11 protein-coding genes are annotated in these 12,331 nt (G+C 67.6%); 4 read left to right on the forward strand and 7 right to left on the reverse strand.

What is annotated here, in order from left to right:
* The 3 genes from AB4Z48_RS39730 to AB4Z48_RS39740 all read left to right on the forward strand — a co-directional run.
* A partial coding sequence (locus tag AB4Z48_RS39730) for a response regulator transcription factor (RefSeq protein WP_441624268.1) occupies positions 1-371 on the forward strand: 371 nt, incomplete at its 5' end.
* 137 nt (positions 372-508) lie between these two features.
* Positions 509-1,264, forward strand: a complete 756-nt coding sequence (locus AB4Z48_RS39735) for a tetratricopeptide repeat protein (protein ID WP_441624270.1) — start codon at positions 509-511, stop codon at positions 1,262-1,264.
* Between the two features lie 88 nt (positions 1,265-1,352).
* The gene (locus AB4Z48_RS39740; protein WP_441624272.1) at positions 1,353-2,273 is read left to right on the forward strand and encodes a spermidine synthase; all 921 of its coding nucleotides are present in this window, start codon (positions 1,353-1,355) and stop codon (positions 2,271-2,273) included.
* A 33-nt stretch (positions 2,274-2,306) separates the two neighbouring features.
* On the opposite strand, the gene AB4Z48_RS39745 is transcribed toward AB4Z48_RS39740, so the two are convergent.
* Complete coding sequence (locus tag AB4Z48_RS39745; RefSeq protein WP_441624274.1) at positions 2,307-3,893, reverse strand: ABC transporter substrate-binding protein; 1,587 nt, start codon at positions 3,891-3,893, stop codon at positions 2,307-2,309.
* 312 nt (positions 3,894-4,205) lie between these two features.
* Here AB4Z48_RS39745 and AB4Z48_RS39750 point away from each other — a divergent pair, with 312 nt between their 5' ends.
* Positions 4,206-4,880, forward strand: coding sequence for a methyltransferase domain-containing protein (locus tag AB4Z48_RS39750; RefSeq protein WP_441624276.1), 675 nt, complete (start codon positions 4,206-4,208; stop codon positions 4,878-4,880).
* A gap of 81 nt (positions 4,881-4,961) precedes the next feature.
* On the opposite strand, the gene AB4Z48_RS39755 is transcribed toward AB4Z48_RS39750, so the two are convergent.
* The 6 genes from AB4Z48_RS39755 to AB4Z48_RS39780 all read right to left on the reverse strand — a co-directional run.
* Positions 4,962-6,164 carry a DUF2863 family protein gene (locus AB4Z48_RS39755; RefSeq protein ID WP_441624278.1) on the reverse strand — a complete coding sequence of 401 codons (1,203 nt, stop codon included), beginning with the start codon at positions 6,162-6,164 and terminating at the stop codon, positions 4,962-4,964.
* Between the two features lie 128 nt (positions 6,165-6,292).
* Entirely contained in the window at positions 6,293-6,442 is a 150-nt protein-coding gene (locus AB4Z48_RS39760) for a hypothetical protein (protein ID WP_441624280.1), read from the reverse strand.
* A 296-nt stretch (positions 6,443-6,738) separates the two neighbouring features.
* Positions 6,739-9,444: an aconitate hydratase AcnA gene (acnA, locus tag AB4Z48_RS39765; RefSeq protein ID WP_441624282.1), complete on the reverse strand. Its 2,706-nt coding sequence runs from the start codon at positions 9,442-9,444 to the stop codon at positions 6,739-6,741.
* 294 nt (positions 9,445-9,738) lie between these two features.
* The gene (locus tag AB4Z48_RS39770; RefSeq protein WP_441624284.1) at positions 9,739-11,190 is read right to left on the reverse strand and encodes a bifunctional 2-methylcitrate dehydratase/aconitate hydratase; all 1,452 of its coding nucleotides are present in this window, start codon (positions 11,188-11,190) and stop codon (positions 9,739-9,741) included.
* An 87-nt stretch (positions 11,191-11,277) separates the two neighbouring features.
* Positions 11,278-11,814 (reverse strand): hypothetical protein, encoded by a 537-nt coding sequence (locus AB4Z48_RS39775; RefSeq protein ID WP_441624286.1) that lies wholly within the window; start codon positions 11,812-11,814, stop codon positions 11,278-11,280.
* 211 nt (positions 11,815-12,025) lie between these two features.
* Positions 12,026-12,331 (reverse strand): citrate/2-methylcitrate synthase (locus AB4Z48_RS39780; RefSeq protein WP_441624288.1); only part of this gene is annotated, 306 nt, incomplete at its 5' end.

Here is a 12,331-nt window from a genome sequence, read left to right on the forward strand (position 1 = left end):
CATCGGCGGCGTGGGCCGCGCTGCGCGCGCGCCGCCCGTGGCGCGACGCGCTGCCGCAGGACGCGGCGGCGGCCTTGCTGCGCGAGGAAGCCGCGCGTGGCCGCTTCGATGCGGATGTGGTCGAGGCCACGCTGGCCGCGGCCGCCGGCAGGCAGGCGAGCGCCGCGCCCCGCACGGCGCTCGTGCTGTCCGAGCGCGAGACCGATGTGCTGCGGCGCATCAGCCAGGGCGAGAGCAACAAGGAAGTCGCGCGCACACTGTCGATCAGCCCCAGCACGGTGCGCACCCACGTGGAGAGCATCTTCCGCAAGCTCGAATGCTCGACGCGCGCGGCGGCAACGCTGAAGGCGTTCACCCTCGGGCTGCTCTAGCGTCGACGGCAACGGCAACTTCGGCCGCCTGCGCCTTGCCGGTGCAAGTCGAACCGCGCCGCGCGCATCTGTCACAATCCTGCCTATGAGCCCCGGCGGCGCGTCCGCCGGAGCATGCCAGACAGGACAGAAGGACGATGCCTTATCTCGGAATTGGTTTTCACGTCATCGTGGCGCTGTATTTTGCCGTCCACGCGGTGCGCACCCAGCAGAACATGTACTGGCTGCTGATCCTGTTCGCTTTCCCCGGGCTGGGCAGCGTGGTGTATTTCTTCGCCATCTACCTGCCGTCGCTGCGCCAGACGCGCGGTGCGCGCGCCGCCACGCGCGCCATCGGGCAACTGGTGGATCCCAATCGCGCCGTGCGCGAGGCGCGCGCCGCGTTCGACCGCGCGCCGACCGTCGACCACCGCATGCGCCTCGGCGCGGCGCTGCTGGAGGCCGATGAGCCCAAGGAGGCGCTGCAGCACTACGAGGCCGCCGCCAGCGGGCCCTTCGCCAGCGATCCCGCGCTGCTGCTGGGGCTGGCGCGCGCACAGTTCGCCACCGGCGGGCACGCTGGCGCCGCAGCCACGCTCGCGCGCCTGTTCGAAGGCCAGCCGCAGGCGCGCCAGCAGGCCGATCCTGCCTTGCTGTACGCGCGCGCCCTGGCCGCCACCGATGCGCCTGGCACGCGCGCCGCGTTCGAGCAGGCGCTGACCTGCGCCAGCGACGCGGCCGCGCGCTGCCTGTTCGCGGACTGGCTGGCCGGGCGCCAGGATGCCGCCGACCGGGAGCGCGCCCAGGCCCTGTATGCCGAGATCGTGCACGACGGCAAGCACTGGCCGCGCCATGCGCGCGAGCACAACCGGGAATGGCTGCAGCGCGCGCAAGGCGCGCTCGGCAGGTCCTGAGGCCGGCCGCTTCACTGTTTCCATTGCTCCGCGTGCTGCCCCCGGCGGGCGGCGCGCGTGTTCGTACCCCCGCACTCCTCTTATCGCCATGACTCTCCTGAAACGCAAATCCATTGAAGCCGTGGCCTCGCGCCGACCCGCGCGCGGCGAGCGCAGCCGCGACGGCGCGCAGCGCGCCGATGAGCGCGCCGATCAGCGCGCCGGCAAGAAGCGCGCCGAACCCCGCGAAGAAAAGCGCATGACGCCGCGCTTCGCGCCGGTGACCTTCTCCGAGATGGACGGCGTGCGCTACCTGCACTTCGGCACCGAGTGGGTGCAGGGCGCGATGCGCCTGCGCAAGCCGGATGCCATCGAGCTGGAGTACGCGCAGCAGATGATGGCGTGGCTGCTGTTCCTGTCGCCCTCGGCGCCCGATTTCCATGTCACCCAGCTCGGCCTCGGGGCAGCGGCGCTGACCAAGTTCTGCCACCGCCAGTTCAGCAAGGCGCGGGTTACCGCCGTGGAGCTGAACCCCGCCGTGATCGTGGCCGGCCGCAGCATGTTCGGCCTGCGCGAGGACGACGCGCGCCTGACCGTGCGCGAGCAGGATGCCTGGGACTATGTGATGGACGGCACCCATGCCGGTGCGCTCGACGTGCTGCAGGTGGACCTGTACGACGCCACCGCGCGCGGCCCGGTGCTGGACACCACGGCCTTCTACAAGGCCTGCCGCCGCGTGCTGAAGTCGCCGGGGGTGATGACCATCAACCTGTTCGGCGACCACGACAGCTTCCCGAAGAACATCGTGCGCATCTGCGAGGCCTTCGAGGACCGCGTGCTGGTGTTCCCCGAAGTGCACGACGGCAATGTGATCGCGCTGGCCTTCAACGGCCCGGCGATCGACGTGTCGTGGGAAGTGCTGGAACTGCGCGCCAAGGTTGTGGAGGAGGGCACCGGGCTGCCCGCGCGCGCCTGGGTCAAGGGCCTGCGCGCGGCCAATGCGCGGCAGGAGGACGGGCTGCAGATCTAGTCTCCCTCAGCCCGCCCGGTGCCGGGTGCGGGCTTACTGCTTGTGGAAGAACTGCGCCAGCGACCACTCGTCGGTGCGCGCCTCGTACTTCAGGTCCTTGCGCATCGCCCACATCGCCAGCTGGCTGTGCGACGGGATGATGGCGTGGTCGGCCAGCGCGAACTTCGCCGCCGTGCGGGCGTTTTCCTCGCGGGCCTTGTCGCTGCTCACGGTGGTGAGCGACTTCTCGATCAGCTGGTCGAGCTGCGTATTGCTGTACTTGCCCCAGTTCCAGGTGCCGTAGCCGGTCTTGGGATTGGGCGTGCCGGTGATGGAGCGCAGCGCCACGTCGGCCGCCGCCGAGCCCCAGCCCAGCATCTCGAAGGCGAAGTCGCCCTGGCGCGCGCGCGTGAAGTAGGCGGCCACGGGCAGCGTCTCCACCTTGGTCTGGATGCCGATGCGCGTGAGCATGCTGGCGGTGGCCTGCGCCACGGCCGCGTCGTTCAGGTAGCGGTTGTTGGTGGCGTGCAGCGTCAGCCCGAAGCCGTCTGGATAGCCGGCGGCGGCCAGCAGCTTCTTGGCGGCTTCGGGGTCGTAGGCATCGGGCTTGGTGCCCGGATGGCCGAAGATCTGCGGCGAGACGATCGACGAGGCCGGCACCGCCAGGCCTTCCATGATGCGGCTGACGATGGCGTCGCGGTTGAGCGCGTGGCTGATGGCCGCGCGCACGCGCGCATCCTTGAACGGGTTCTTGCCGAGCGGCTTGCCGGCCTTGTCGGTGACGAACGGCGGGTTGTCGCGCGACTGGTCCATCTGCCAGAAGATGGTGCGCCAGGAGACCTGCTGCTCGATGCGGAATTTCGGGTTTTGCCTGAGCTTGGCCACGTCGGCCGACGGCACGCTTTCGATCACGTCGACGTCGCCGGACAGCAGCGCCGCGCTGCGCGCGCCGTTGTCGGTGATGATGCGGAAGATGGCATGGTCCCATTCGGCCTTGGGCCCCCAGTAGTCGGGGTTCTTCGCCATTACGATTTCCTGCCCGCGCGCGAAGCGCACGAACTTGAACGGCCCGGTGCCGATCATCGCCTTGCCCGAGTCGAAGTCGGCCTGGCTCAGCGTGGCCGCCACCTTCTTGGGCATGATCGGCACGCTGTTGAGGTCGTTGGCCAGGTTGGCGTAGTTCGGCACGCTCATGGTCAGGCGTACGGTGAGCGGGTCGGGCGTGTCGATGCGCGCGATCGGCTTGGTGTAGCTGGTGAAGGAGCCGGGGCTGCTGACCAGCTTCTCGGGGCGCTCGAGCGAGGCCTTGACGTCTTCGCTGGTGAACGGCGAGCCGTCGTGCCATTTGACGTTGGGGCGCAGCTTGATCTCCCAGGTGATGGCATTGACCGGCTTCCACGACAGCGCCAGGCCCGGGATGTAACGGGCGTTCTTGTCCATGAACACCAGGGATTCGAAGATATGCAGCGCGATGGCGTTGTTGGGGCCGGCGTTGTTCCACTGCGGGTCCATCGAGGTGACGTCGGCGGACAGGCCGATGCGCAGGTCCTCGGCGTGTGCCGCGCCGGCGGGCAGCATCAGCAGCGCGGCGCCGCCGAGCACCAGCGTCGCGCCGGCCCGAAGCAGGGCGCGGCGTGGCATCAGGGGCTCCAGGCGGCCGGCAAGGCGGCTGGTCAAATGGCGTGTGCGGCGGTTGGCGGTCATCGAGATGCGCTCCCAGTACGGGCCGGTCGCTTTCGCGCGGGAAGGCGTCGGCGGGTTCTCAGAAGGGGGTGACGGGGCGCGCTTGCCGGCGCCCGTGTCTACCCGGCTGCCCGCATTGTGCCGTCAAAACGACATCCATGTGCGATAGCTGCGTCATAACCTTATGTTCGCCGCCCGCACCGCGCACGTCCACCGGCGGTGCGCGGCCTGGCTCGCCGGCCCGGGCGCGCAGCCGGTAGAATCGCGCCCATGTTTGCCAACTCTCGCACCATCACCTCGGCGCAGGCCGATGTCCATGACCATCTCGCGGCCCGCGTGGCGCGCCACCTGGCCGAGCCGTTCCGCAAGCCGATCGGCGAGCCCAGCCGGCGCGCGCTGGATCTCGCGCTGCAGCAATGGCAGCAAGCCGGGGCGCCGCCGCTGATCCTCGATGCCGGCTGCGGCGTGGGCGAGAGCACGCTGCAACTGGCCACGGCCTTCCCCGGCCACTTCGTGATCGGCGTGGACCAGTCGGAAAAGCGGCTGACCGGCGGCAAGGACTGGTGGGGTGGCCCGCTGCCGGCCAACTTCACCTGGGCGCGCGCCGACCTGGTCGATGTCTGGCGCCTGCTGCAGGCCGAGGGTATCGCGGTGGCGCGCCACTACGTCCTGTATCCGAACCCGTGGCCCAAGATCGGTCACCTGGGGCGGCGTTGGCAGGGCCACGCGGTGTTCCCGGCGCTGGCCGCCTGCGGGGACTATCTGGAGTGCCGCAGCAACTGGCAGGTCTATATCGACGAGTTCGCCCAGGCGCTGGCTCTGGTCGGGCGGCCGGCGATGACCGAGGCGTGGCAGCCGGTGGAGGCCATCACGCCGTTCGAGCGCAAGTACGCGGCCTCCGGGCATGCCTTGTGGCGCTGCGTGAGCCCGCCGCAGGCGGCCTGAACGGGTTCGCGCGCAAGGCGGCGCCCGGGAATGAAAACGGCCCGCGCAAGGCGGGCCGTCGGCAAGGCGCAGGGCGCGGGCTCAGTGGAAGAGCGGCTGCTGCGTCGGCGCGTCTTCCGGCAGTTCGGCGTGGACGATCTCGCCAGAACGGTCGGCGTAGAGCGGCGTGCCGCAATCTTCGCAGTATTCGGGATCGAACAGCGCGGCGTGGCGGAAGATGTCTTCCACGCCGGCATTGCGCAGCTCTTCGCAGATCTGCTCGAGCGGGTTGTCCTTTTCGGTGGCGTCGATCTCGCCGGACTCGCGGCCATACACCGGCCAGACGATGCCGTAGATCACATCCTTCTCGCCGCGCATGGTGAAGCCCACGCGGTATTCCTCGACTTCCTCCTCGCCGAAGGCGGCCACCACCGCGGCCATCTGCCCGGCCGGCACGTCGAGCGTGCCGCACAGGTAGTTGACGGCGGCACGCACCGTGAGCGGGCGGATGCTCTTGTCTGATTCGCGGCAGGAGAGGAAGAAGGCGTCGGGCAGCAGCAGTTCGAACTCGCAGCCCGGCAGCAGCAGCGCGATCGAGGGCTGGACCTGGGTCCGCCATTGCTCCAGGCACACCGAGCGCTCGGCGTGATGCTCCTTCACATCTTCCTGCCAGCGGAACAGGGCCTGCTCGTGCGGCGCCACCACCACGGCCAGCAGGTAGCGCGGGTCGGCCAGGATGGGCGCGGTCTCCGGCAGGTCGCGCAGGTCGACCTTGGGCGTGGTGCCCGACATCGCCGCCGATACCAGCTTGTAGGTCAGCGCGAAGGTGTCGCAGTGCGTGCGCGGCAGCTGGTCGATGCTGTAGAGATAGGGCGACAGCGCCATGCGCGTGTCCGCAGCCAGCACATGCGCCTGCATGTGCACCGACAGCGTCTGCGCCAGCTCGGGCTTCAGGGCGCCCGAGGGAATGGCGTAGCGCGTGTGGGCGAGGATCGGCGCGGCGATCAGCAGGGCGTCGTAGCTGACACCGTCGATTTCGACAGTGGCGGACTCGGCCAGGGTCTCGGCTTGCTCGGCTAGCACGTCGGAGGCGTCGGCGTTGTGCTTGAACAGGTGTTCGAGCGCCGCGTCGAGCGCGGACTGGCTGCCGTTCTTCAGCAGCCGGCCCAGGCGCAGCGAGAGCCGCCGCTCCCAGTATCCATCCTCCATGCGGCTGCCCGAGGCATCGAGCGCGAGCGCATCGGCCACCAGACGCTCGGCGTCAGGCGAAAGACGTTGGGTAGCCTTGGGGCGAAAACCTGCCATAAGTCGAGATCATCCGTTTTTCGGTAAAACGGTATTCTACTCGCTGCGTTGACAAAACATGGCGTCCGGTGCAGCAAAGGCAGTGCTGCATGGCGTCACAGCGGGCCTGCATGGCCGCGCAGCCGCACTTATTTTTGCGCGGGGGCCGGCGATGTCTCCGGCGCGTGGCTTTCCACGCCGTGCTGCTCGCCGCCGATGGAGATGTCGCCACCGCCCTTGGTGAGCAGGTAGAGGGCTGCGCCGGCGATGACGATGAAGGCGATAAAGATCTTGACCATGTTGTCTCCAATAGTCCAATAGGATTGCGCGTTTGAAGCAACCGCTGCAAAGCCGGCCGGCATGGCCGCCGCGCGCTGCTTTCTTCTTGTTGCCGGGCAGTGTGGCAGGGCAGGCTTGCATGGAACTTACAGGGGCCGGCGCGCTACGGAGCCATCCGGGCGGCGCGCGCTGCGCTTTCATGCCACCCCGGCGCCGGCAGCCCAAAAGAAAAAACGCCGCTGGCCGCGGCCTCCGTAGAGGCGCGCGGCCAGCGGCGTCGATGTCCGGGCGACAGCCCCCGCAAGGGGGCTGTCGCTCAGGCAGCCAGCAGCTGGCGCAGCACGAACGGCAGGATGCCGCCGTGGTTGTAGTAGTCGACTTCGATCGGCGTGTCGATGCGCAGCAACACCGGGACGCGCTGCACGTCGCCATTGGAGCGCTTGATCACCAGCGTGACGTCCTGCTGCGGCTTGAGGTCGCCCTCAATGCCTTCGATGTCGAAGGTCTCGTTACCGATGATGCCGAGCGACTGCACGCTGTCGCTGCCCTTGAACTGCAGCGGCAGCACGCCCATGCCGACCAGGTTGGAGCGGTGGATGCGCTCGAAGCTGCGCGTGATCACGGCCTTCACGCCGAGCAGTTGGGTGCCCTTGGCCGCCCAGTCGCGCGACGAGCCGGTGCCGTACTCCTCGCCGCCGAACACCACGGTGGGCGTGCCTTCGGCGATGTACTTCATGGCGGCGTCGTAGATCGACATTTCTTCGCCGGAGGGCTGGTGCAGCGTGACGCCGCCTTCCACGCGCGAGCCGTCGGGCTTGACCGGCAGCATCAGGTTCTTGATGCGCACGTTGGCGAAGGTGCCGCGCATCATGACTTCATGGTTGCCGCGGCGCGAGCCGTAGCTGTTGAAGTCCGCCTTGAGCACGCCGTTGGCCTGCAGGTACTTGCCCGCGGGCGAGGTTTCCTTGATCGAGCCGGCCGGCGAGATGTGGTCGGTGGTCACGGAATCGCCGAAGACGCCGAGCGCGCGCGCATTGCGCACGCTGGACTGGGTCGCGGCCGGCTCCATGCCGAAGTCCTGGAAGAAGGGCGGCTCGGCGATATAGGTTGACGCGGGCCAGTCGTAGACCTGGCCCTTGGTGCCCTTGACCTTGGCCCACAGCTTGCTCGGCTTCTTGACCTGCTCGTAGTTGGTCCGGAAGACGTCCGCGTCCATGGCGAACTTCAGCAGGGCGTGGATTTCCTCCGAGGTCGGCCAGATGTCGCCCAGGTAGATATCGCGGTCGCCCTTGCCGACGCCCACCGGCTCGGTCATCAGGTCGCGCGTGACGTTGCCGGCGATGGCGTAGGCCACCACCAGCGGCGGCGAGGCCAGGAAGTTGGCGCGGATGTTCGGGTGGATGCGCGCCTCGAAGTTGCGGTTGCCGGACAGCACCGCGGCGGCCACCAGGTCGTTCTTGGTGATGGCCTCATTGAGCTCCGGCGTGAGGTCGCCGGCGTTGCCGATGCAGGTGGTGCAGCCGTAGGCGGTCACGCCGAAGCCCAGCTTTTCCAGGTAGGGCAGCAGGCCGGTGGCCTGCAGGTATTCCGTCACCACGCGGCTGCCGGGAGCGAGCGAGGTCTTGATGTGCGGCGCCACCTTCAGGCCGGCTTCCACCGCCTTCTTGGCCAGCAGGCCGGCGGCCAGCAGCACGCTCGGGTTGGAGGTGTTGGTGCAGGAGGTGATGGCGGCGATCAGCACGTCGCCGTTCTTCACGTTCACGCCGTCGGCCGTGGTGTAGGTCTTGTCCAGCTCGGCGATGTCCTTGTTGAAGCCATTCTCGGCGGTCGGCTTGGCGAACAGCGAGGCAAAGGTGGTCTTGACGTTGCCGATCTCGATGCGGTCCTGCGGGCGCTTGGGGCCGGCCAGCGAGGGAGCCACGGTGCCGAGATCGAGCGTGACGACCTTGGTGAAGTCGATTTCGCCGGCCTTGGGCACGCCGAACATGTTCTGGGCGCGGAAATAGCCTTCGAAGGCGGCGATCTCCTCTTCCGTGCGGCCGGTGCCCTTGAAGTAGTCGATGGTCTTTTCGTCGACCGGGAAGAAGCCCATGGTGGCGCCGTACTCGGGCGCCATGTTGCCGATGGTGGCGCGGTCCGGCAGCGCCAGGCTCGCCGTGCCTTCGCCGAAGAACTCGACGAACTTGCCGACCACTTTTTCGCGGCGCAGCATTTCGGTGATGGTCAGCACCAGGTCGGTAGCGGTGACGCCTTCGCGCAGGCGGCCCTTCAGTTCCACGCCGACCACGTCCGGCGTCAGGAAGTAGACCGGCTGGCCCAGCATGCCGGCTTCCGCCTCGATGCCGCCCACGCCCCAGCCCACCACGCCGATGCCGTTGATCATGGTGGTGTGGCTGTCGGTGCCGACCAGGGTGTCGGGGTAGTACACACCGTCCTTCTTGTGCACGCCGCGCGCGAGGTACTCCAGGTTGACCTGGTGCACGATGCCGAAGCCCGGCTGCACCACGCCGAAGGTGTCGAAGGCCTGCATGCCCCACTTCATGAACTGGTAGCGCTCGTTATTGCGCTGGAATTCCAGCTGCATATTGAGGTCCAGCGCCTTCTTCTCGCGGAAATGGTCGATCTGCACCGAGTGGTCGACCACCAGGTCCACCGGGACCAGCGGCTCGATCTTCTTGGGGTTCTTGCCCATCTTCTCGGCCACGTTGCGCATGGCGGCCAGGTCGGCCAGCAACGGCACGCCGGTGAAGTCCTGCAGCACCACGCGGGCTACCACGAAGGGGATTTCGTCCACGCGCTCGGCAACCGGCTGCCAGTTGGCCAGTTGGCGCACGTGTTCTTCGGTGACCTTCTTGCCGTCGCAGTTGCGCAGCACCGATTCGAGCACGACGCGAATCGATACCGGCAGGCGCTCGACCGCCACGCCCAGTGCCTTGCCCAGTTTCGGCAGGGAATAGTACTGGCCCTTGACGCCGGGGCTGATCTTGAATTCTTTCAGAGTCTTATTGAGATTGTGGGGCATTGCCTTACTCCATTCGAAAGATGGTGCGGACTAGCTTGGACTCGTAAACCGGTCTTGCTGCTCGGGCCGCACTGCGGGCGCTGGAACCAGCCCGCAGTGCGGCGCGGGCGCCGGCGAGGCGCCGTGTTCATGCTTGCTGCTGCTTCTGCCTTGCTGCTTTTTTTTGCTTCTGGGTTCCTGCTTCCTGGCCTTGCTTCCGGCTGCTGCGTGCGGCCTTGCGCCGACGAGGCCTTGCCACTGCATGCACCGCGTCGATTGTAGGGCAAGCCAGCGCGCGTTGCGCGGCCGCTTTGCTCAGATCACGTACAGATCCACATACTCGTGGACCGGCATCGCCTCCAGGCGTGCCTGGTCGAGCGACACGGCCAGGATGGCCTCCTGCTGCCTGGGCGGGAAGCGGCGCGCCAGGTTGGTCTTGAATTTCTCCACCAGCAGGGGGATGCCGTCTTCGCGGCGACGCCTGTGGCCGATCGGATATTCCACCACCACTTCTGGCAAAACCGTGCCGTCGTTCAGTTCCACGGTCAGGGCATTGGCGATCGAGCGCTTCCCGGGATCATGGTAGTCCGCGGTGAAGGCGGTGTCTTCCACGCAGGCGATCTTGTCGCGCAGCGCGTCGATGCGCGGGTCGGCCGCGACCTTGTCTTCGTAGTCTTCGGCGGTCAGCCGGCCGAACAGCAGCGGCACGGCGACCATGTACTGGATGCAGTGATCCCGGTCGGCGGGGTTCGCCAGCGGGCCCTGCTTGTCGATGATGCGGATGCAGGCCTCGTGCGTGCGGATGGTGACGCGCCCGATGTCCGCCGCGGTGCGGCCTGTGGCGGCAAGCTGGCCGTGCAGGGTCATCGCGGCCTCCACCGCGGTCTGCGAGTGGAATTCGGCCGGGAAGGAGATCTTGAACAGTACGTTCTCCATCACGTACGAGCCGTAGGGGCGCTGGAAGCGCAAGGGCTGGCCCTTGAACAGCACGTCGTAGAAGCCCCAGCCCTTGGCCGACAGCACCGAGGGATAGCCCATCTCGCCGGTCCTGGCGATCAGCGCCAGGCGCACGGCGCGGCTGGTGGCATCGCCGGCGGCCCAGCTCTTGCGGCTGCCGGTGTTGGGAGCGTGGCGGTAGGTGCGCAGCGACTGTCCGTCGACCCACGCCAGCGACACCGCGTTGATGATCTCGTCGCGCGTGAGGCCGAGCATCTGGGCGACCACGGCGGTGGACGCCACCTTGACCAGCACCACGTGGTCCAGGCCGACCTTGTTGAAGGAGTTTTCCAGCGCGATGCAGCCCTGGATCTCGTGGGCCTTGATCATGCCGGTGAGCACGTCTTTCATGGTCAGCGGCTTGCGCCCGGCGGCCACGCTGGTGCGCGAGAGCCAGTCGGCGGTGGCGAGGATGCCGCCGAGGTTGTCCGACGGGTGGCCCCATTCGGCGGCAAGCCAGGTGTCGTTGAAGTCGAGCCAGCGGATCATGGCGCCGATATTGAAGGCGGCCTGGACCGGGTCGAGCTGGAATTGGGTGCCGGGAATCTTGGCGCCGTTGGGGACCACCGTGCCGGGCACGATGGGGCCCATCAGCTTGGTGCAGGCGGGGTAGGACAAGGCTTCCAGGCCGCAGCCAAGGGTGTCGATCAGGCAGTTGCGGGCCGTGTCATAGGCCAGCGCGCTCCTGATCGGGTGTCTGGTCACGTACTCGACGATATCGACCAGTACCTGGTCAGGTTCGGGCCGGACGTTCGGAATGTGTGCAGACATGAGGTCCCCCTCGGTATTTGTGCTTCCTGGTGCCTTTTTTATTGCTTTGTGATGCTTGCGGAGCCTGCTTGCTACGTGGCTGGCTGCTTATTGCTTCGCCGGGGCCTGGCCGGCGGCGGCTGCGGGTGCCGCGGGGGCGACCAGCAGCGGCGTGGCGACCGGTGCGCGCAGCGCGCCTGCCTGGGTCGGAGCCGAGCCGCCGGACTGCATGTCGGCGGTCTGGCATTCGTCGGCCAGGCGCTGGCCGGCGTTCTTGTTGAACAGCATGGCCTTGCTCGGGATCACGACCAGGTCCATGCCGGAGCGGGCGTCGTAGTAACGGTCGGCGCCGGTCACGGTGGACAGGCGCGGCAGGCGGTATTCGCGGCCTTCCCAGTTCAGGACGATGACTTCGTCGCGCAGCATGTTGCCGCTGATATAGATGGCGTGGCCCAGCTCGCACTGCCACTTTTCGCCATTCGGGGCGGCCGCGGCTTCCGGTGCGGCGGCAGTCTTCTTGGTGCTGTGCTTGGCCGGGGCCTTCTTGGCGGGAGCGGCCTTCGTGGCCGGTTCCTGGGCCATCGCAACACCGGCGGAGGTCAGCGAAAATGCGCCGATGCAGGCGGCGAGGACGAGATGCTTCATTCTGTGGGTTCCTTCTGGTGTGGGGTAAAAGGCGGGTGCCTGGCGGGAAGCCCGGCAGTCACATATCCGCCGCTATTCTCTACGATTTGAAAGTCGGGGCGAAGCACCCCGGCCATTGGTTACACAATTCGGCCCGGGCAGCCGCGCTACGCGGCTTGCGGCGCACTGCAGGCCGCGGCGCCCGGCGCCCCTTGCTCATTTGCTCATCTGCTCATTTGCGCTTGCCGATCGGCACGAACTTCAGGTTCTCCGGCCCGGTGTAGTTCGCGCTCGGGCGGATGATCTTGTTGTCGATGCGCTGCTCGATGATGTGCGCGGCCCAGCCCGAGGTGCGCGAGATCACGAACAGCGGGGTGAACATGGCGGTGGGCACGCCCATCATGTGGTAGCTCACCGCGCTGAACCAGTCCAGGTTGGCGAACATCTTCTTGCCATCCTGCATGGTGGCTTCAATGCGATCGGCAATGTCGAACATCTTCATCGAGCCGGCGTCGCTGGATAGCTTGCGCGCCACTTC

Origin of the sequence: Cupriavidus sp. 2TAF22, assembly GCF_052115045.1 — a bacterium.
Taxonomy (GTDB): Bacteria; Pseudomonadota; Gammaproteobacteria; order Burkholderiales; family Burkholderiaceae; genus Cupriavidus.

Excerpts from the sequence above, each read along its gene's own strand:
- AB4Z48_RS39775 (WP_441624286.1), bottom strand. The coding sequence starts at position 11,814 with ATGAAGCATCTCGTCCTCGCCGCCTGCATCGGCGCATTTTCGCTGACC.
- AB4Z48_RS39760 (WP_441624280.1), bottom strand. The coding sequence starts at position 6,442 with ATGGTCAAGATCTTTATCGCCTTCATCGTCATCGCCGGCGCAGCCCTC.
- acnA (WP_441624282.1), bottom strand. The coding sequence starts at position 9,444 with ATGCCCCACAATCTCAATAAGACTCTGAAAGAATTCAAGATCAGCCCC.
- AB4Z48_RS39745 (WP_441624274.1), bottom strand. The coding sequence starts at position 3,893 with ATGCCACGCCGCGCCCTGCTTCGGGCCGGCGCGACGCTGGTGCTCGGC.
- AB4Z48_RS39735 (WP_441624270.1), top strand. The coding sequence starts at position 509 with ATGCCTTATCTCGGAATTGGTTTTCACGTCATCGTGGCGCTGTATTTT.
- AB4Z48_RS39750 (WP_441624276.1), top strand. The coding sequence starts at position 4,206 with ATGTTTGCCAACTCTCGCACCATCACCTCGGCGCAGGCCGATGTCCAT.
- AB4Z48_RS39770 (WP_441624284.1), bottom strand. The coding sequence starts at position 11,190 with ATGTCTGCACACATTCCGAACGTCCGGCCCGAACCTGACCAGGTACTG.
- AB4Z48_RS39740 (WP_441624272.1), top strand. The coding sequence starts at position 1,353 with ATGACTCTCCTGAAACGCAAATCCATTGAAGCCGTGGCCTCGCGCCGA.
- AB4Z48_RS39755 (WP_441624278.1), bottom strand. The coding sequence starts at position 6,164 with ATGGCAGGTTTTCGCCCCAAGGCTACCCAACGTCTTTCGCCTGACGCC.